This is a genomic window from Gordonia sp. NPDC003424 (assembly GCF_053588655.1).
In genome coordinates, this window is sequence record NZ_JBSFQJ010000003.1 from 19234 (window position 1) to 37780 (window position 18547).

The 18547-nt window shown below is 66.8% G+C and carries 17 protein-coding genes; 9 read left to right on the forward strand and 8 right to left on the reverse strand.

All coding sequences use genetic code 11. The features are described 5' to 3' along the window. Positions 1-49: 49 nt before the first annotated feature. The gene (gene infC, locus ACWDTI_RS05190) at positions 50-700 is read right to left on the reverse strand and encodes a translation initiation factor IF-3 (RefSeq protein ID WP_449737399.1); all 651 of its coding nucleotides are present in this window, start codon (positions 698-700) and stop codon (positions 50-52) included. Between the two features lie 256 nt (positions 701-956). Here infC and ACWDTI_RS05195 point away from each other — a divergent pair, with 256 nt between their 5' ends. Together ACWDTI_RS05195 and ACWDTI_RS05200 are read left to right on the forward strand one after the other, a co-directional pair. Then, entirely contained in the window at positions 957-1373 is a 417-nt protein-coding gene (locus tag ACWDTI_RS05195) for a DUF1844 domain-containing protein (RefSeq protein ID WP_449736984.1), read from the forward strand. A gap of 29 nt (positions 1374-1402) precedes the next feature. Continuing rightward, on the forward strand, positions 1403-1708 hold the full coding sequence (locus ACWDTI_RS05200) for a PspA domain-containing protein (RefSeq protein WP_449736985.1): 306 nt from the start codon (positions 1403-1405) through the stop codon (positions 1706-1708). Positions 1709-1722: 14 nt separating this feature from the next. Here the strand turns inward: ACWDTI_RS05200 and ACWDTI_RS05205 are convergent, their stop codons facing one another. Together ACWDTI_RS05205 and uvrA are read right to left on the reverse strand one after the other, a co-directional pair. After that, positions 1723-2292 carry a Uma2 family endonuclease gene (locus ACWDTI_RS05205; protein ID WP_449736986.1) on the reverse strand — a complete coding sequence of 190 codons (570 nt, stop codon included), beginning with the start codon at positions 2290-2292 and terminating at the stop codon, positions 1723-1725. Positions 2293-2356: 64 nt separating this feature from the next. Then, positions 2357-5239: an excinuclease ABC subunit UvrA gene (uvrA, locus tag ACWDTI_RS05210; RefSeq protein WP_449736987.1), complete on the reverse strand. Its 2883-nt coding sequence runs from the start codon at positions 5237-5239 to the stop codon at positions 2357-2359. A gap of 219 nt (positions 5240-5458) precedes the next feature. On the opposite strand from uvrA, the gene ACWDTI_RS05215 reads away from it, so the two are divergent. From ACWDTI_RS05215 to ACWDTI_RS05230, 4 genes are all read left to right on the forward strand, one after another. After that, positions 5459-6142 carry an MBL fold metallo-hydrolase gene (locus ACWDTI_RS05215; RefSeq protein WP_449736988.1) on the forward strand — a complete coding sequence of 228 codons (684 nt, stop codon included), beginning with the start codon at positions 5459-5461 and terminating at the stop codon, positions 6140-6142. A 117-nt stretch (positions 6143-6259) separates the two neighbouring features. Beyond that, a complete protein-coding gene (locus ACWDTI_RS05220) occupies positions 6260-7153 on the forward strand; it encodes a DoxX family protein (RefSeq protein ID WP_449736989.1) in 894 nt (297 codons plus the stop codon). 101 nt (positions 7154-7254) lie between these two features. Next, a complete protein-coding gene (locus ACWDTI_RS05225; protein ID WP_449736990.1) occupies positions 7255-7887 on the forward strand; it encodes a hypothetical protein in 633 nt (210 codons plus the stop codon). Continuing rightward, a complete protein-coding gene (locus tag ACWDTI_RS05230) occupies positions 7884-10211 on the forward strand; it encodes a HelD family protein (RefSeq protein ID WP_449736991.1) in 2328 nt (775 codons plus the stop codon). Before ACWDTI_RS05225 ends, ACWDTI_RS05230 begins: the two co-directional genes overlap by 4 nt. Before the next feature lie 6 nt (positions 10212-10217). Here the strand turns inward: ACWDTI_RS05230 and ACWDTI_RS05235 are convergent, their stop codons facing one another. Next, complete coding sequence (locus ACWDTI_RS05235; protein ID WP_449736992.1) at positions 10218-10661, reverse strand: universal stress protein; 444 nt, start codon at positions 10659-10661, stop codon at positions 10218-10220. 192 nt (positions 10662-10853) lie between these two features. Continuing rightward, a complete protein-coding gene (gene uvrB, locus ACWDTI_RS05240) occupies positions 10854-13019 on the reverse strand; it encodes an excinuclease ABC subunit UvrB (RefSeq protein WP_449736993.1) in 2166 nt (721 codons plus the stop codon). Positions 13020-13166: 147 nt separating this feature from the next. Between uvrB and ACWDTI_RS05245 the strand changes: the two genes are divergently transcribed. Beyond that, entirely contained in the window at positions 13167-13712 is a 546-nt protein-coding gene (locus ACWDTI_RS05245) for a DUF402 domain-containing protein (RefSeq protein ID WP_449736994.1), read from the forward strand. Between the two features lie 68 nt (positions 13713-13780). On the opposite strand, the gene ACWDTI_RS05250 is transcribed toward ACWDTI_RS05245, so the two are convergent. Next, positions 13781-14260, reverse strand: coding sequence for a hypothetical protein (locus tag ACWDTI_RS05250; RefSeq protein WP_449736995.1), 480 nt, complete (start codon positions 14258-14260; stop codon positions 13781-13783). Between the two features lie 154 nt (positions 14261-14414). On the opposite strand from ACWDTI_RS05250, the gene ACWDTI_RS05255 reads away from it, so the two are divergent. Then, positions 14415-14894 carry a hypothetical protein gene (locus tag ACWDTI_RS05255; RefSeq protein ID WP_449736996.1) on the forward strand — a complete coding sequence of 160 codons (480 nt, stop codon included), beginning with the start codon at positions 14415-14417 and terminating at the stop codon, positions 14892-14894. Here ACWDTI_RS05255 and coaE read toward each other — a convergent pair. Together coaE and rpsA are read right to left on the reverse strand one after the other, a co-directional pair. After that, positions 14882-16081 (reverse strand): dephospho-CoA kinase, encoded by a 1200-nt coding sequence (gene coaE, locus ACWDTI_RS05260; RefSeq protein WP_449736997.1) that lies wholly within the window; start codon positions 16079-16081, stop codon positions 14882-14884. The genes ACWDTI_RS05255 and coaE overlap by 13 nt on opposite strands. Positions 16082-16253: 172 nt before the next feature. Continuing rightward, a complete protein-coding gene (rpsA, locus tag ACWDTI_RS05265) occupies positions 16254-17735 on the reverse strand; it encodes a 30S ribosomal protein S1 (protein ID WP_449736998.1) in 1482 nt (493 codons plus the stop codon). A gap of 213 nt (positions 17736-17948) precedes the next feature. On the opposite strand from rpsA, the gene ACWDTI_RS05270 reads away from it, so the two are divergent. Then, complete coding sequence (locus tag ACWDTI_RS05270; RefSeq protein ID WP_449736999.1) at positions 17949-18491, forward strand: 2'-5' RNA ligase family protein; 543 nt, start codon at positions 17949-17951, stop codon at positions 18489-18491. The last annotated feature ends 56 nt before the right edge of the window (positions 18492-18547 follow it).

The following is an 18547-nucleotide window of genomic DNA, read 5'->3' on the forward strand; positions in this document are numbered from 1 at the left end:
GTTCACGGGTATGTCTCGCACGCTGGTGGTCGGTGCAATGCCAGTGGGTTTACTGGCTGGTCTCTTCGGTCTGCGCGGGCGCCTTGGGACCACGGTCGCGGCTCTGCTGAGCCTTCTGTCGCGTCTTCGCACCCTTGTGCGGCGCGAGCACCATGGTCATGTTGCGGCCGTCCTGCTTTGCCGAGGTCTCGATGAAGCCGTAGTCGGCGACGTCGTTGCCCAGACGCTGCAGCAGCCGGTAACCGAGTTCCGGGCGCGACTGCTCGCGGCCGCGGAACATGATGGTGACCTTCACCTTCGACCCGGCCTCGAGGAACCGGATGACGTGACCCTTCTTGGTCTCGTAATCGTGGTCGTCGATCTTCGGGCGGAGCTTCTGCTCCTTGATGACGGTCATCTGCTGGTTGCGACGCGATTCGCGCTGCTTCTGGGCGGCTTCGTACTTGAACTTGCCGTAGTCCATGATCTTGCACACGGGTGGCCGCGCGTCGGGCGCGACCTCGACCAGGTCGAGATCGGCCTCGTAGGCCAGGCGAAGCGCATCTTCAACACGCACGATGCCCACCTGCTCCGAGTTCGGTCCGACGAGTCGGACCTCAGGGACGCGGATGCGCTCGTTGATGCGGGTCTCAGTGCTGATGGGGCCTCCTTGATCAATTCTTCTGTTCGGACCGCCGGATGTGTCGCGGGCGGCGAGCAGAGTGCCCTCAGCAGAAGAGCCCCGGGACGATGATGCGTCCACAGGGCTCCGATACCGACCGGCTCACCGACACACGTGTCGACCGACGAAATCGCAACCGGCCGACACAGCATGTGCCGGTGATGCGACCGTCGGTGTGAACCGGACCGTACAACTACGATCACCGTTGGATGATCGCGTCGCGACGGTGGGAGCGGAACTCCACTTGCTACCCCGGCGCAAACCGGGGCGGTCGTGCTATGGAAGTCTAACAGCCATGACCGAGAACTCCTATTCGTCACCTGCGCAGATGCCCTCTGGGAGCGCCGGAGCCGGGGACGACGGAGCAGCCGGCGGCCAACAGACCGACGATGACAACGTGCGCGACCTGGCCGATATTCCGGCGATCGAGATCGTCACCAAGGCGATCGTCATGCTGATGAGCGCCGCCGCGGAGAAGCTCGGCCTGGCCGAGGACGCACCACCGGAATCGGTCGATCTGGATGAGGCCCGCCGTCTCATCACCTCGCTCGCCGGCCTGGTCACGGCGTCGAACGAATACCTCGGCATTCACGCGGCGCCGATCCGGGACGGCCTCAAGAGCCTGCAGCTGGCGTTCCGCGAGGCGAGCGCTCATCCGGATGCGCCCGGCGAGGGACCGGGCGAGAAGTACACGGGTCCGGTACGGGGGTAATCGCCCCCGCGGCGACGTACCGTGGACACGTGAGCACCGACAACCCTGCAGATCCGACACCGGACGTCATCGAAGGGGAGATCGTCGGCGATTCGACGCCTCCCCCGCCACCGGGCTACACGCCGCCCCTGCCCGACCCCGACTACACCGACTCCGGCGTACCGACCTTCGACTTCGTGCGGGACAAGATCGAGAACCGGATCGCGACATCGATCGGTTCGCAGGAACTCGCCGAGGAGAGCCCCGAAGGTCAGCGGGTCGACGAGATGATGCGTAAGCGCGACGAGGCGGCGAAGAAAAAGCTCGACGAGATCCGGAAGTCGATGGGCAAGTAGGGACGGCACTCGATCTACGTGTCAGCGAACCTGCCGAGCAGTTCGACGGGCACGATCCGTACGGGGAACGGACGGACGGCGTCGTAGGGCTCTGCGTCGACGACCGACGTGATCTCCTCGTACCGGCCATCGTCGTCGCGTTCGAAGACCGTCAGCCGGGGCTCGTGCGGATCGATGATCCAGTAACTCGGAACTCCGAGCCGTTCGTAGACCGCCTTCTTGGTGTTCAGGTCCATGAGTGCGGTGCTGGGTGACAGGACTTCGACGGCCAGCACCGGCGGCTTGGGCAGATCCTTCGCGGTGAAATCCACATACCGGCCGACGAGCACATCGGGCTGCAGCTCCACATCCTCGCCGGAATGGACGGCGTACGGGGCAGCCATCACCTCCAACTGTTCCGGGCACGCCGCCAAGAGCTGCGCCGTCAGCCTGACGACGATGGCCTGGTGTCGAGTGCCGGGCGCCGGACTCACGACAAGCATCCCGTCGATGAGTTCGTATCGACGGCCGTCATCGGGCATCGACTCCAGATCACGCACGGTCAACGGACCTGATCCGGGCGCCGGAAAGCCGGTCGCTGTCATACCAGTAATGGTGCACCCCCGATGCGATCAGTAGCCACAGGAAAGCACCCCCCACCGACAGGATTCACCCCGCCGACGCGACCGCCTGATCGACGTCGAGGATGTCCGCGAGGAACTTGCCGGTGTGACTCGCGGGCTCGAGTGCGATGTCCTCGGGCGTGCCCTCGACGACCACCGTTCCCCCGCCGGTACCCCCCTCGGGACCCATGTCGACGATCCAGTCGGCCGTCTTGATGACGTCGAGGTTGTGCTCGATGACGATCACGGTGTTGCCCTTGTCGACCAACCCGTTGATGACACCGAGCAGCTTCTTGATGTCCTCGAAGTGCAGGCCGGTCGTCGGCTCGTCGAGGATGTAGACCGTCCGCCCGGTCGACCGCTTCTGCAGTTCGGCGGCCAGCTTCACTCGCTGGGCCTCGCCGCCGGACAACGTGGGCGCGGGCTGACCGAGCCGCACGTAGCCGAGTCCGACGTCCACGAGGGTCTTCAGGTAGCGGTGGATGGAGGTGACCGGCTCGAAGAAGTCGGCGGCCTCCTCGATCGGCATGTCGAGGACCTCCGAGATGGTCTTGCCCTTGTAGTGCACTTCCAGGGTCTCCCGGTTGTACCGGGCGCCGTGGCAGACCTCGCACGGCACGTAGACGTCCGGCAGGAAGTTCATCTCGATCTTGATCGTGCCCTCGCCCGTGCACGCCTCGCAGCGGCCACCCTTGACGTTGAACGAGAACCGGCCGGGCTGATAGCCGCGGACCTTCGCCTCGGTGGTCGCCGCGAACAGGGTGCGGATCTTGTCGAACACGCCGGTGTAGGTGGCCGGGTTGGACCGCGGTGTCCGGCCGATCGGCGATTGGTCGACCTGCACGAGCTTGTCGAGGTTGTCGAGCCCCTTCACCCGAGTGTGCCGCCCCGGCACCTGCCGTGCGCCGTTGAGCTTGTTGGCGAGCACGGTGGCGAGGATGTCGTTGACCAGCGTCGACTTTCCCGACCCGGACACGCCGGTGACCGCGGTCAGCACACCGAGCGGGAACGACACGTCGATGCCCTGCAGGTTGTGTTCACGCGCGCCGACGACGGTCAGCAACTTCTTGCGGGAGATCGGCCGGCGGATGGCCGGGATCGGCAACTCGTCGCGCCCCGACAGGTATGCACCCGTCAGCGACTTCCGGTTCTTCAGCAGATCCTTGTAGCTGCCGCTGTGCACCACCTGGCCGCCGTGCTCACCGGCGCGCGGCCCGATGTCGACGATCCAGTCCGCCGAGCGGATGGTGTCCTCGTCGTGCTCGACGACGATCAGCGTGTTACCGAGGTCGCGCAGGCGCGTGAGGGTCTCGATGAGACGACGGTTGTCGCGCTGGTGCAGCCCGATCGACGGCTCGTCGAGGACATAGAGCACGCCCGCGAGCCCGGAACCGATCTGGGTCGCGAGACGGATCCGCTGCGCCTCGCCACCGGACAGGGAGCCGGCGGCCCGCGACAGCGACAGGTACTCGAGCCCGACGTCGAGCAGGAACCGGATACGCGCCTGCACCTCCTTGAGCACACGACCGGCGATGGCCCGCTGCCGGTCGTCGAGCTCGAGTCCGTCGAGGTAATCGGCGCATTCGGCCACCGACAACGCGCAGACGTCGGCGATGGACATCGCGCCGACGGTCGGATGGTCGAGGGTGACCGACAGGATCTCCGGCCGCAACCGCGCACCGTGGCAGGCCGGGCACGGCACGTCGCGCATGTAGCCCTCGTACCGCTCCTTCATCTGCTCGGACTCGGTCTGGTCCATCCGTCGGGCCAGGAACGACAGCACACCCTCGAACTCGGTGTAGTACGACCGGGTCCGTCCGTAGCGGTTGCGGAACTTCACGTGCACCTGGTGGTCGCTGCCGTTGAGGATCGCGTTGCGCGCCTTGGCCGGCAACTTGCGCCAAGGGGTGTCGACGTCGAATCCCATCTGGTCGGCGAGACCGCCCATGAGCCGCAGGAAGTAATCGGCGTTGTGGCCGCCCGACCAGGGCGCGATGGCCCCCTCGGACAACGAGAGGTCCGGGTCGGGGACGACGAGGTCCTCGTCGACCTCCTTGCGGACGCCGAGCCCGTCGCAGTCGGGGCAGGCCCCGTACGGCGAGTTGAAGGAGAACGACCGCGGTTCGAGGTCGTCGATCGCGATGGGATGCCCGTTGGGGCAGGCCATCCGCTCGGAGAACCGGCGCTCCCGGTTCGGGTCGTCCTCCTCGAGGTCGACGAAATCGAGGACGACGATGCCGTCGGCGAGACGCAGTGCTGTCTCGATCGAGTCGGTCAGCCGCTGCTTGGCGGCGGCCTTCACCGAGAGCCGGTCGACGACGACCTCGATGTCGTGCTTCTCCTGCTTCTTCAGCTTCGGCGGATCGGTCAGCTGGTACACGACGCCGTCGATCCGGGCACGCGAATAGCCCTGGGTCTGCAGCTCGCCGAACAGGTCGACGAACTCCCCCTTACGGGTGCGCACCACCGGCGCGAGCACCTGGAAGCGAATCCCCTGCTCCATGTCGAGGACCTGGTCGACGATCTGCTGCGGTGTCTGTTTGGCGATCAACTCCCCGCACTCGGGGCAGTGCGCCTTGCCGGCCCGGGCGTAGAGCAGACGCAGGTAGTCGTAGACCTCGGTGATGGTGCCGACCGTCGACCGCGGGTTGCGGTTGGTGGATTTCTGGTCGATCGACACCGCCGGCGACAATCCCTCGATGAAGTCGACGTCGGGCTTGTCCATCTGACCGAGGAACTGACGGGCGTACGCCGACAACGACTCGACGTAGCGGCGCTGCCCCTCGGCGAAGATCGTGTCGAACGCCAGCGACGACTTACCCGATCCCGACAGCCCGGTGAACACGATGAGACTGTCCCTCGGCAGATCCACATCGATGCCCCGCAGATTGTGTTCGCGGGCGCCGCGGACGATCAGACGATCAACCACTTGAGTCCTCATTCGTTACTGACTAGGTGTGCTGCTTGGCGGGCCGTTGGGTGGAGCTGCTGGGCGGGATTCGGTACCCGGCACCGCTGCCCCACTGGGCGGACCGCACCCGCGATCACCCTACTGTCGGCCACCGACAAGACCAGTCATCAACGATACCCGCGCCCGATCCAGTGCGACCGAGGCAACCGGCGGTGCCGAACCCGATAGCGTGAACACATGACCTCCTCGGATGTTTCCATCAGCGACACCTACACCGGCGATCTCTCGGAATCCCCGCAGCCGCAGCGCCGCACGCTCGATTCGGCGAGCATCGTGAAAGTCTCCGTCGGCCCGATGGACAACAACGTCTACGTGATCACGTCGACGGCGACCGGCGATCAGCTGATCATCGACGCGGCCAACGACGCCGATCGCATCCTCGACGTCGTGCGGTCGATCCCCGGTACCCCACGGCTCATCTTCACCACCCACCAGCACTTCGATCATTGGCAGGCGCTCGAACAGGTGGCGCGCGAGCTCGGGGTGCCCACCGCCGCCGGACGGCTCGACGCCGGGGAACTGCCGGTCGCACCCGACCGCCTGGTGGACGACGGCGACACCGTCGAGGTGGGTGATCTCACCTTCGACGCGATTCACCTCGTGGGCCATACGCCGGGCTCGATCGCGCTGGCGTTGACCGACGGCGACGTCGTGCACCTGTTCACCGGCGACTGTCTGTTCCCGGGCGGTGTCGGCAAGACGTGGCACGAGGGTGACTTCGAGACACTGCTCGGCGACGTCGAGACGAAGCTGTTTGCGCGGTACCCGGATTCGACCGTCGTCTATCCGGGCCACGGGAAGGACACGACGCTGGGCACCGAACGGCCGTCCCTGTCGGAGTGGCACGACCGCGGCTGGTGATCGCATCGAACGGCCGTGACCGCATCTGCGCTCGGCCTCGCTGACCGGTAGCCTCGATAAGGTTCACCTCCAGACAACGGGGGTGTTGCATCCGAGCCACGTACGAGGAGGCCGTCAGTGTTGATCCGCCGAATTGCCCGACCCATGCTCGCCAGTGTTTTCGTCTATGCGGGTATCGACTCGCTCCGCAATCCGCAGAAGCGGGCCGAGATGGCGGCCCCCTTCATCGACAAATCGGTGGAGGTCCTCCCCGATTCCGTGACCGACAAGGTTCCGACCGACGCGGTGACGCTGGTCCGGGTCAACGGCGCCGTCCAGGTCGGCGCCGGAGTCCTGCTGGCCACCGGCAAGTTCCCCCGAATCGCCTCGCTGGGTCTGGCAAGCTCCGTCGTCCCGACGACCATCGCCGGGCACGCCTTCTGGAATGAGACCGATCCGGTCAAGCGGTCGATGCAGCGCACCCAGTTCCTCAAGAACACCAGCCTTCTCGGCGGTCTGTTGATCGCCGCCGTCGACACCGAGGGGAAGCCATCCCTCGCGTGGCGTGGCAAGCGCAAGGCCGCCGCGGCGACCGAGGCGATCTCGTCGGCACTGCCGCTCGGCTCGACGGATTCCGCGTGGGACTCGATCCGCGAGAAGTCGCTCGACAGTGCGCACACTCTGGGTGCGTTGTCGGCGGATGCCGCCGACAGCATCCGCCACCGCGCGCCCGAACTCGCGGAGACCGCCCGGGAACGCTCGGTCGACGTGGCCGAGGTCGTCCGGCAGCGTGCCCCCGAACTCGCCGAAGCCGCCCGCGACCGGTCGGCAGACATCGCCGAAGTCGTCCGCCACCGCGCACCCGAAATCGCCGAAGCCGCCCGGGAACGGTCCGCGGACATCGCCGAGATCATCCGGCAACGCGCGCCGGAGCTCGCCGACGAGGTGACCGCACTCGCGGCGACCGCCAAGGAGAAGGCGGCCGAGGGCGCCGAAGAAGGGCGTCGGCGCTGGCGGAAGGCGCTCTCATAGTTTCGATCCACCACGTCGACAAGCGTGCGTCGGGTCGCGGATCCGACGCACGCGGTACCTCCGCCTTCCCGCCGCACGACTATCCGTGGACCTTGCCGGGCGTGCCCTTGCCCGACACGACGGCGCTCCCCGATGACCTGGCCGGCCGCCGGCTGGTGGTCGGCGTCGGTTCGAACACGTCGCCCGCCGTTCTGCGGTCCAAACTGTCCGGGCTCGGCGAGACCATCTCACCACCGCTGATCCGCGTCCGAGTGCGGGGCATCGCCGTCGGACACTCGGCTCACGTCTCGGCGCGCGGATACATCCCCGCCGCGCCCTACCGGTCACCCGGCGCGGTCCTCGACACCGTGGCCGCCCTGTTGACCGACGACGAGGTGGCCGCACTCGATCGCACCGAACCCAATTACCGACGCATGACACTGACTCCCGAGCATTACCCGATTGACGCAACTCCCGTTGTCGGACAGCCATTCTCGCTGTACGCGTCCAACCACGGGGTCCTCGTGGACCCGAACTCGGGCGGGCCTCTGCCGCTCGGCACGCAGGCGCGGGTCATCTCGTGGCTCGGCGACCGGCTCACCGACGACTCACTGAGTGGCCCGGCGGCCGAGGTGTGCCGACGGCTCGGCGAGCCCGCAGTGGCCGCGCGGCTCACCGCGGCATTCAGGACTTCCGGGCTGAGCGCCGACGCCGACCTGGTGGCCACACCTCATGAGGTGGGTGTCGGTCGATGAGTTCCACCCACATGGATTCCGCCCACGCGGAGCCGACCGACACCGAGGACGCCCGGATCGCCGAGGAGCAGGCCCACCTCGATCACGTGTACGCGCGGCTCGACCGCATGCGCGCCAATACCGAGCGGCGCCTGGCATCGACGCTGCGGGAGAGCGGCGGAACGCCGCAAGCGCGGTCCGAACGCGAGTCCTATGAGCGCATGTACACCGACGACCTCACCAAATTCGATGCAGCCGAACACAATCTGTATTTCGGTCGGCTTGATCTCGAGGACGGCGAGACCCGACGGATCGGTCGTATCGGCATCCTGGACGACGACGCCACCGACAGCACGCTGCTACTCGACTGGCGCGCTCCGCTGTCCCGGCCGTTCTACCTGGCCACGCCGGCCTCGCCCGAGGACGTGGACCGGCGACGGCACATCCGGACGCGCAGTCGCCGCGTTCGCGCGGTGAACGACGAGTACCTCACGCTCGGCGAGGCGTCGCCCGACGACGTCGGGCACGGCGACGTCGTCAACGAGAACGCGCTGGTGGCAGCGTTGAACGCCGCACGCACCGGCGAGATGACCGACATCGTCGAAACCATTCAGCGCGAACAGGATCTGATCATCCGCTCCACGCACCGGGGCGTCACGGTGATCCAGGGCGGGCCGGGCACCGGCAAGACCGCGGTCGCGTTGCACCGCGCCGCCTACCTGCTCTACACGCACCGAGACATCCTGTCTCGCAGCGGAATCCTGATCATCGGGCCCAACGACGACTTCCTCACCTACATCGGCCAGGTGCTGCCGTCGCTCGGTGAGTCCGGGGTGTTGCTGTCGACGGTCGGGGACCTGTTCCCCGGCGTGCACGCCACCGCGAGCGAGGCACGCGACGTCGCCGCGGTCAAGGGCGACCTGCGCATGGCGGATGTGTGCAAGCGTGCGATGCGGGCGAAGGAGTCGTTGCCGACCAGACCGGTGCCGGTCGATTTCGACACGTACCAGGTGACGATCGATTCCGAGTTGATCAAGACGGCCCGCGCGAAGGCCCGCAGTTCGCGCCGGGCACACAATCTCGCGCAGCAGATCTTTCTGCGCGCGGCGTTGGACGGGCTCGCCCATGCGCACGCGCGGACGATCGGCTCCAGCCTGCTCGACGGCACACAACTTCTCAGTGGCGCCGACATCGCCGACATCCGTGACGAGATGAGCCACGACCCCCACATCCGGCGCGCTCTGCTCCTGTATTGGCCGACCCTGACCCCACAGAGCCTGCTGCGCGAGTTCTATGCCGATCCGACCGCGATCCGCAAGGCCACCCCGGGCTGGACCGATGCGGATCGGGCTGCGCTGCATCGTCTTTCACCGGTCCGTGACGACGGATCCGACTTCACACCGGCGGACGTGCCGTTGCTCGACGAACTCGCGGAGCTCATCGGGTACGGCACCGACGACGCCGAACGGGCCGAACGGGCGCGCTGGCGCCGGCAGCTCGCGGACGCCCAGGATGCACTGGACATCCTGACCGGTTCGGCACCACAGGATCTCGAGGACGAACTCGATCCCGAGATCCTGATGGCCTACGACCTGATCGATGCCGAGCAGCTCGCCGCCCGGCAGACCGAAACCCAGCGCCTGACCACCGCGGAACGCGCTCACGGCGACCGCAATTGGGCGTTCGGGCATGTGATCGTCGATGAGGCGCAAGAACTCTCGGCGATGGCGTGGCGTCTGGTCATGCGGCGCATCCCGAATCGATGGATGACCATCATCGGCGACACCGCCCAGACGGGCGATCTGGCGGGGACGAGATCGTGGGGTGACGTCCTCACACCGTACGTCGCCGACCGCTGGCATCTGCGCGAGCTGACCGTGAACTATCGGACGCCCGCCGAGATCATGCGGTACGCGACCCGGGTCCTCGCCCACATCAGCACGTCCGAGTCGGCGCCAACATCATTGCGCAGCAACGGTATCGAACCGATCGCCGTCGCGACCGCCGAATCGGACCTGGTCGCCGCCGCGATCCGGACCGCGATGCGCCCGGAACTGGACGGACTGACCGCGATCATCGTGCCCGACGGTCGCCTCGAGGCGATGACCGCGCTCGCTCGGGACATCGACGGCGCCCCGCGGGTACTCACCGTCGGCAGGTGCAAAGGCCTGGAGTTCGACAACACGGTGGTCGTGGAACCAGCCGAGATCATCGACGGCTCCCCGTTCGGTCATTCCGACCTGTACGTGGCCCTGACCCGCGCAACCCAGCGCCTGCTGGTGGTGCATGCGAGCGGGTTGCCCGAGGAACTGGCCGACATGGACGGCGTTACCGCAGACGCCTGACGGGGATCAGGTCGTGTGGACGATGAGTACGTCGCACGCCGCCTTACGCGCGACGTCGGCAGGGACCGAGCCGAGCAGACGGCCGGCGATCGAGTTGAGCCCACGGTTTCCGACGACCAGCAGGTCGGCCTTCTCGTCGGTGACGAGCTGCAGCAGCGCGTCGACCGGGGCGCCTTTGACGGCGCGTGCCTCGATGTTGGTCGCACCGCCCTTGTGCGCACGCTCGCGGGCCCTGCGCAGGATCTCGTCGGTCGGCGACGATCCGGTGACCTGGTACGCCTCGTCCTTCAGCACATCGGCCGCACCCCCGGCGCCACGATCGTTCGGGAAGTACGCGCACGAGATCACCAGGCGCGCAGCCTCACCCGCCAGCGTCGCGGCCCGCTCGACCGCCTTCAACGACGACTCCGAGCCGTCCGTGCCGACGACGATCGTCTGATATCCGCTCATCCATCCTCCACGAGTCAGTCCGTCTCGAGTCTGCGAGACGGGTGTCATCCCCTGAAACAGTAGTGCCAACGCGGTCGGCGATGGTGCCGACACAAGCACGAAGAACCCCCGTGTCGGCAGGTTAGTGGGCCGTGTGCGCCTTTGTCCGGACTTCGTGTGGATCGGCACATTTCCGGCGCGGGAACCGGCGCGTCACTTGATGCCGGCGGCGTCCATGCCGCGGAGTTCCTTCTTCAGGTCGGCGATCTCATCGCGGAGTCGACCCGCGAGTTCGAACTGCAGGTCCCGTGCCGCGTTCATCATCTGCTCGGTGAGCTGGGCGACCAGATCGGCGAGCTCGGCGCGTGGCATCGACGACGTGTCACGCTTCTCGATGACCCCCGCGCTGGCAGACCCCTTGGACTTCGACACCTCCCCCTGCGCACGCCGTCCGCGACTGGAATTGCGACCGGACCCGCCGATGGCCACCGAATCGTCGTCGGCCTCGCGATACACCTGATCGAGGATGTCGGCGATCTTCTTGCGCAGCGGTTTGGGGTCGATCCCCATCTCCTCGTTGTAGGCGACCTGCTTGGCGCGGCGTCGATCGGTTTCGTCGATCGCGTTGCGCATCGAATCGGTGATCTTGTCCGCGTACATGTGGACCTCGCCCGACACGTTGCGCGCGGCTCGACCGATCGTCTGGATGAGTGACGTGGTGGACCGCAGGAAACCTTCCTTGTCGGCGTCGAGGATCGCCACCAGCGACACTTCTGGCAGGTCGAGTCCCTCACGCAGCAGGTTGATGCCGACCAGCACGTCGTACTCGCCGCTGCGCAGTTGCCGCAGGAGTTCCACACGCCGCAGAGTGTCGACCTCCGAATGCAGGTACCGCACCCGGATACCGAGTTCGAGCAGGTAGTCGGTGAGGTCCTCGGCCATCTTCTTGGTCAGTGTGGTGACCAGGACGCGTTCGTCGCGTTCGGTGCGCTCGCGGATCTCGTGCACGAGATCGTCGATCTGTCCCTTGGTGGGCTTGACCACGACCTGCGGGTCCACCAGGCCGGTCGGGCGGATCACCTGCTCCACGAACTCACCGTTGGACTGGCCGAGTTCATACGGGCCGGGTGTCGCCGACAGGTACACCGTCTGCCCGATGCGGTCGACGAACTCGTCCCAGGTCAGCGGGCGGTTGTCGACGGCCGACGGCAACCGGAACCCGTAGTCGACAAGATTCCGCTTGCGCGACATGTCGCCCTCGTACATGCCGCCGATCTGCGGCACCGTCACATGCGACTCGTCGATCACGAGCAGGAAGTCGTCCGGGAAGTAGTCGATCAGCGTCGCGGGCGCGCTGCCCGCGGGTCGGCCGTCGATGTGCCGCGAATAGTTCTCGATGCCGGAACAGAACCCGACCTGCCGCATCATCTCCAGGTCGTAGTTGGTGCGCATGCGCAGGCGCTGCGCCTCGAGCAGTTTGCTCTTGCCCTCGAGTTCGGCGAGCCGCTGCTCGAGTTCCCCCTCGATGGACTCCATCGCCCGCGCCATCCGCTCGGGACCCGCGACATAGTGGGTGGCGGGGAAGATTCGTAGCGAGTCCACTTGTCGCACAACATCTCCGGTGAGCGGATGGAGGTAGTACAAGGCCTCCACCTCGTCACCGAAGAACTCGATGCGCACGGCGAGCTCCTCGTAGGACGGGATGATCTCGACGGTGTCGCCGCGCACACGGAAGCTGCCGCGGGTGAAGGCCGTGTCGTTGCGGGTGTACTGCACGTCGACGAGCAGACGCAGCAGCGCGTCGCGGTCGATCTCCTGGCCCGTGGCGATCTCGACGGACCGATCGAGGTAGGACTGCGGTGTGCCGAGGCCGTAGATGCACGACACCGATGCGACCACGACCACGTCGCGGCGCGACAGCAGGCTCGAGGTGGCCGAGTGCCGCAGCCGTTCGACATCGTCGTTGATCGAGGAGTCCTTCTCGATGTAGGTGTCGGTCTGCGCGATGTACGCCTCGGGTTGGTAGTAGTCGTAGTACGACACGAAGTACTCGACCGCGTTGTTCGGCAACATCTCGCGCAACTCGTTGGCGAGCTGCGCGGCAAGGGTCTTGTTGGGCGCCATCACCAGTGTCGGGCGCTGCACACGCTCGATCAGCCAGGCGGTGGTCGCCGACTTGCCGGTGCCGGTGGCACCGAGCAGGACGATGTCCTTCTCCCCCGCGGCGATCCGTCGTTCCAGGTCGTCGATGGCGGCGGGCTGGTCGCCGGCGGGGTCGTATTCACTGACGACGTCGAAGCGGGCCTCGGCCCGTTCGATGTCGCCGACCGCGCGGTACTCGGAGTGCGCGAGGACCGGGTGTTCCGTTGCGAAAGCCATAGCGCCAGGGTAAACGCGCGGTATGACAAGTATGTTCCGGTGCGTATCCGTGTGCTGTGTCAGCGGTGGCGGCCAGGGCATGTCTCCCAACTCCCTTTGCGGGTCTTGGCGGAGTGGAATTGAGAGACATGCCCTAGGGTTCCGACCATGACCGACAGGCTGCATCCGCCGAAACGCGAGGTGTTCGACGTACCCGCGATGACCAACACCGACAACAAGGGTTTTCTGCGACCGGTCGAACGCTACGAGGTGACGCCCCACGGGTTGTACATGTCGCGGCCCGCGGACCACCCGCGGTTCTTCCACCTCGAATCCTGGCTGCTGCCGACACTCGGCTTGCGCGCCAACATCTTCCATTTCGTCGCCGGACACCGCTCGGGCCAGCGTCTCTACCTGGATGTCGGGCGTTTCACCGGACCCGAGGCCGACGGGAAGTGGTTCGCCGAGGACTGGTATCTCGACCTCGTCGACGTCCCCGGCCGGCCACTCGAACTCATCGACGTCGATGAGCTGTTCGAGGCGCACGCGGCGGGACTGTTGGGCACCGCCGAGTGCGAGGAGGCGATCATGATCGCGACGCGGGCGCTGGTGGGCGCGGCCGAGAACGGGCACGACGTGCAGGCCTGGATCGATGCGGAGATCGGTGCACCGATCGGGTGGCTCGAACCAGGCCACGGGACACCACGGCGCTGAGACGAGGCGTGGGCTCAGTGGTACCGCGTGACTCAGTGGTACCGCGTGGCTCAGGAGTACGGCGTGGCTCAGTAGTACGGCGGGAACACCACGCACGCGCCGTCGCGCATGTGCACCGGCAGTTGGATTCCGTAGCCGACCCGCGCCGTCGTCCGTTTGGTCACGCCGTCGAGTGAGGCGGTGATCGTGTAGACGCCCGGCTCGGCGGGCCGCCAGGTGGTGCGTACCAGCGTCGTGGTGGGCTTGCGGTCGTACAGGGTGACCCCGGTGCCGCCCTTCGACGCGGTGACCTTCAGGTGGGTCTTCGCCGCGGAGTAGTTCTTCATGATGGCGTCGACGTCGTAGGCGCAGCCCGCGCCGTAGGCGTAGTTGGACGAGCCGGTGGCCGACGACCCGTATCCGGGTGCGGTCGAGATCACGACACCCTGCAGATAGGCGGGGTCGGCCGCGGCGGGTGCCGCCAGCGCCAGGGTTGCCGCACCGACACCCGCGAGCGCGGCCACCCCCAGGCCGACCCTCTTGGACTTGCACGAACGCTGGACTGTCATCGGTCCCCCACTCCTTCGACGATTCACGAGCTGCACCCCCGGGCTGGCGGGCTTCGTCAGGCTAACAGCGGGCGTCACACGTCGGGGCGTATTTGGATACATTCGTATCCAGATTTTTGTTGACGCGGGCCGCGGCCCCTGCGACGGTGTCCGAATGGTCCGGAAAGACGGGTTGGTTCGCGTCACCATGCGGTCGGAGGTCGCGGCGTCGAGCGAGGCGGTGTGGGATCGCGTGGCGAGCATGGCCGGGATCAACGACGAACTGATGCCGTACATGCGGATGGTCCTGCCGCGTCGGCATCGGGGAAAAACGCTCGCCGACATCGAGGTTGGCGTCCCGGTCGGCCGAGTGTGGCTCCTCTACGGCGGCGTGTTGCCGATCGACTGGGACGACCTGACGATCGTCGACCTTACCCCCGGCGTCGGATTCCGGGAGGAGTCGTCGATGGCGACCATGACCACGTGGACCCACGACCGACGGCTGGCATCACGGCCGAACCGCGGCACCGAGGTCACCGACGTTCTCGAGTTCCGGCCGCGGTTGCCACTGCGACCCCTGACGCCGATTCTCGAATGGTTTGTCGGCCATCTGTTTCGACACCGGCACCGGCGTCTGGCCCGCTACTTCGGGTGACCTTCAGCGGAACGTTTCCACTCGGCCACGCGCCGATAGGCGTCGTCGAACCAGGGCTCCTTCGCCTCGACGTAGCGGTCGATGTCGCCGTCGGCCGACGCCAACGCCTCGCGCTTGATTCCCCCGTACTCGGCTCGAGCCGCCGCATCGGCGCGCAACCAGTCCCGGAAGTCGATCGCGAACCTCCCGCCGGGCGATCCCGCTGCCCGCAGGTGGACGTTGGCGGACCGTCCCGGATCGGCCGAGCCGTGAAGACGTTTGCCCCACGCGCCGTCGTCGACCGAGCCGGTCGCCGGGTCGGCCTTGGGCCGATCACCCTCGATTCCCGCGACTCGTGGGAATCCGCCGTCGGCGAGGGCGTCGGCCAGCCCGTCGGCCACGTCGAGGTCGGCGACGGTCACCTGGATGTCGATGGTCGGTTTCGCGATCAGTCCGGGAACGGCGGTCGACCCGATGTGGTCGATCGCCGATGCCTTGTCCCCGACAATCGCCCACAGCCGATTGACCAGGCGACTCCCCTGCTCGGCCCATGTCGGGTCCGGGTCCACCACCGCGAGCGGGCCGACGACCACGGTCCGTGACCGCACATTCTGTTCGAACGGCACCAGGCGCTCGTCCCACAGCGCGGCGGCTGCGGCGGCCAGCTCGTCGGGCGTACCCGAGTTGTCGAGCCACACGTCGGCAACCGCACGGCGTTGCTCGTCGTCGGCCTGCGCCTTGATCCGCGCCCGCGCATCCGCCTCGGGCATGCCACGCAAGGTGGTGAGCCGTTCGACGCGCAGCTCCTCGTCGGCGCCGACGATCACCACGATGTGGAAGAACGGTGCCATGTTGCCCTCGACGAGCAGCGGGATGTCTTGCACCACAATGGCGTCCGACGGCGCTTGGGCGAGCATCTGCTGGGTGCGGGCACCGACCAGCGGATGGGTGATGGAATTGAGCGTCTGCCGCGAGTCGTCGTCGACGAAGGCCTTCGCGGCGAGGGCGGGCCGATCGAGCGAACCGTCGTCGGCGAGGATGTCGGTCCCGAAGGCCTCGACGAGCTTCGCGAGTCCCTCGGTTCCCGGTTCCACCACCTCGCGGGCGATCTTGTCCGCGTCGATGTGGTATCCGCCGCGCTTGATGAAGGTCTCCGCCACCGTCGATTTGCCGGCGCCGATTCCGCCGGACAGGCCCAGTCTGATCACGCCCATCAGTGTCGCAAATGCCCGCGCATGCGTTGTCGCTCCCTCATTCGGTAACCGCTTCCTCGATCGATGCAGCGGTTACCGAATGAGGGAGCGCGAACGGCGACCGCTGCGAAAACACATCGCCCCGGTTCGCGTGTGCGAACCGGGGCGATGTGGTGTTGCTTGTCTATCAGGCGTTGCCCGACAGCTTCTCGCGCAGTGCGGCGAGCTGCTCGTCGCTGGCCAGCGAACCACCGGCCGACGCGTTGCTGCTGCTGGTCGAGCTCGACGACGAACCGCCACCGCGGTTCTCCGATGCCGACGAGTAATCCGACGGGGCGTTGGCGGCCTCGGCGGCGGCAGCGGCGAACTTCTCCATCTGAGCGGTGTGCATCTTGTGACGACGCTCGGCCTCCGCGTAGCGGGCCTCCCACTCCTTCTGCTGCTTCTCGAAGCCCTCGAGCCATTCGTTGGTCTCGGGATCGAAGCCCTCGGGGAAGATGTAGTTGCCCTGCTCGTCGTAGCTGTCGGCCATGCCGTACTTCGACGGATCGAACTCCTCGGTGTAGTCCTCGTTGGCCTGCTTGAGGCTCAGCGAGATCCGGCGACGCTCGAGGTCGATGTCGATGACCTTGACCATCGCGTCGTCACCGACGGCGACAACCTGATCCGGCACCTCGACGTGGCGCTCGGCCAGCTCGGAGATGTGGACCAGACCCTCGATGCCCTCGTCGACGCGGACGAACGCACCGAACGGCACCAGCTTGGTGACCTTGCCCGGCACGATCTGGCCGATCGCATGGGTGCGGGCGAACTGACGCCACGGATCTTCCTGGGTTGCCTTGAGCGACAACGAAACGCGCTCGCGGTCCAGGTCGACGTCGAGAACCTCGACGGTGACCTCGTCGCCCACGGCGACAACCTCGGAGGGATGGTCGATGTGCTTCCAGGAGAGCTCGGAGACGTGGACCAGACCGTCGACGCCGCCGAGGTCGACGAACGCACCGAAGTTGACGATCGAGGACACGACGCCCTTGCGGACCTGGCCCTTCTGCAGCTGGTGCAGGAACTCGCTGCGGACCTCGGATTGGGTCTGCTCGAGCCATGCGCGACGCGACAGGACCACGTTGTTGCGGTTCTTGTCGAGCTCGATGATCTTGGCCTCGATCTCCTTGCCGATGTAGGGCTGGAGGTCGCGGACGCGGCGCATCTCCACCAGCGACGCCGGGAGGAAGCCACGCAGGCCGATGTCCAGGATCAGGCCGCCCTTGACGACCTCGATGACGGTGCCCTTGACGGCCTCGTCCTTCTCCTTGAGCTCCTCGATGGTGCCCCACGCGCGCTCGTACTGGGCACGCTTCTTGGACAGGATCAGGCGGCCTTCCTTGTCCTCCTTGGTGAGGACCAGGGCCTCGACCTCGTCACCGACGTTGACGACCTCGCTGGGGTCAACATCGTGCTTGATCGACAGTTCGCGGGAAGGGATGACGCCTTCGGTCTTGTAACCGATGTCGAGCAGAACCTCGTCCCGATCGACCTTGACGATGGTGCCTTCGACGATGTCGCCATCGTTGAAGTACTTGATCGTGGAGTCGATGGCGGCGAGGAAGTCCTCGGCCGAGCCGATGTCATTGACGGCTACTTGCGGCGAGGTGATCGTGGGGGACGACATATGTTGAGTTGCTCCGGACAGGTGTGTAGTAGGTACAGTTTCTTCTGGTGTGGAACGGCACGGACCACCGGGAGATTCCCCACCGGTGAAGGCATGCGCGATCCGCGCGCAGTCGTGCGCACGCGCGTGAGCAAGCGTACTCCAGTGGCGTTGTGCTGGGCAAATGCGCTCCCGGCGGCACTTCTCGCCACTGGGTGACCGGAAGGCGCCCCGATGGTTCACTCACTCGAACTCCTCCTCGACGACGACGCTGACCAGCGGGTTCGTGGCCAATGGGCGCGTCTGGCCGACGCGGGGCTGCCGCACCAGGGAACGATCCGATCGGGCACCAACCGGCCCCACGCCACGCTGCTGGTGGCCGAGTTCATCGGGGACTCGGTGCACGGCGCCCTGACACCGGTGTCGATGCGCCTTCCGGTCCCTGTTCGGCTGGGGGCCCCGGTGCTGTTCGGACAGGGTTCGCGCGTCACGCTCGCGCGCCTGGTGGTCCCGTCGACCGATCTGCTGTCCGTCCACGCCCAGATCGCCCGGCTCGCGGCCGCGCACCTGGGCGACGAGCCGCACCTGATGCCGCACAGCGCACCCGGGCAGTGGACGCCGCACGTGACGCTGGCGCGACGGCTCACGCCCGGGCAACTGGCCGAGGCGCTCGCCGTCCTGGATCTGCGCGCCGAGATCACCGGCACGTTCTCCGCGCTGCGTCACTGGAACGGCGACGACAAGACCGAACACATCGTCGCGGGCCGACAGTGCTGACCCGGTGGAGAGCCGCGTGAGATCGGTCTGAGAGGACGCCGGGGCATCGTGACTCC

Coding starts and splice junctions, on each gene's coding strand:
- ACWDTI_RS05195 (WP_449736984.1), top strand. CDS start 957: ATGACCGAGAACTCCTATTCGTCACCTGCGCAGATGCCCTCTGGGAGC.
- ACWDTI_RS05205 (WP_449736986.1), bottom strand. CDS start 2,292: ATGACAGCGACCGGCTTTCCGGCGCCCGGATCAGGTCCGTTGACCGTG.
- ACWDTI_RS05215 (WP_449736988.1), top strand. CDS start 5,459: ATGACCTCCTCGGATGTTTCCATCAGCGACACCTACACCGGCGATCTC.
- ACWDTI_RS05230 (WP_449736991.1), top strand. CDS start 7,884: ATGAGTTCCACCCACATGGATTCCGCCCACGCGGAGCCGACCGACACC.
- ACWDTI_RS05235 (WP_449736992.1), bottom strand. CDS start 10,661: ATGAGCGGATATCAGACGATCGTCGTCGGCACGGACGGCTCGGAGTCG.
- uvrB (WP_449736993.1), bottom strand. CDS start 13,019: ATGGCTTTCGCAACGGAACACCCGGTCCTCGCGCACTCCGAGTACCGC.
- ACWDTI_RS05245 (WP_449736994.1), top strand. CDS start 13,167: ATGACCGACAGGCTGCATCCGCCGAAACGCGAGGTGTTCGACGTACCC.
- ACWDTI_RS05250 (WP_449736995.1), bottom strand. CDS start 14,260: ATGACAGTCCAGCGTTCGTGCAAGTCCAAGAGGGTCGGCCTGGGGGTG.
- ACWDTI_RS05255 (WP_449736996.1), top strand. CDS start 14,415: ATGGTCCGGAAAGACGGGTTGGTTCGCGTCACCATGCGGTCGGAGGTC.
- rpsA (WP_449736998.1), bottom strand. CDS start 17,735: ATGTCGTCCCCCACGATCACCTCGCCGCAAGTAGCCGTCAATGACATC.
- ACWDTI_RS05270 (WP_449736999.1), top strand. CDS start 17,949: ATGGTTCACTCACTCGAACTCCTCCTCGACGACGACGCTGACCAGCGG.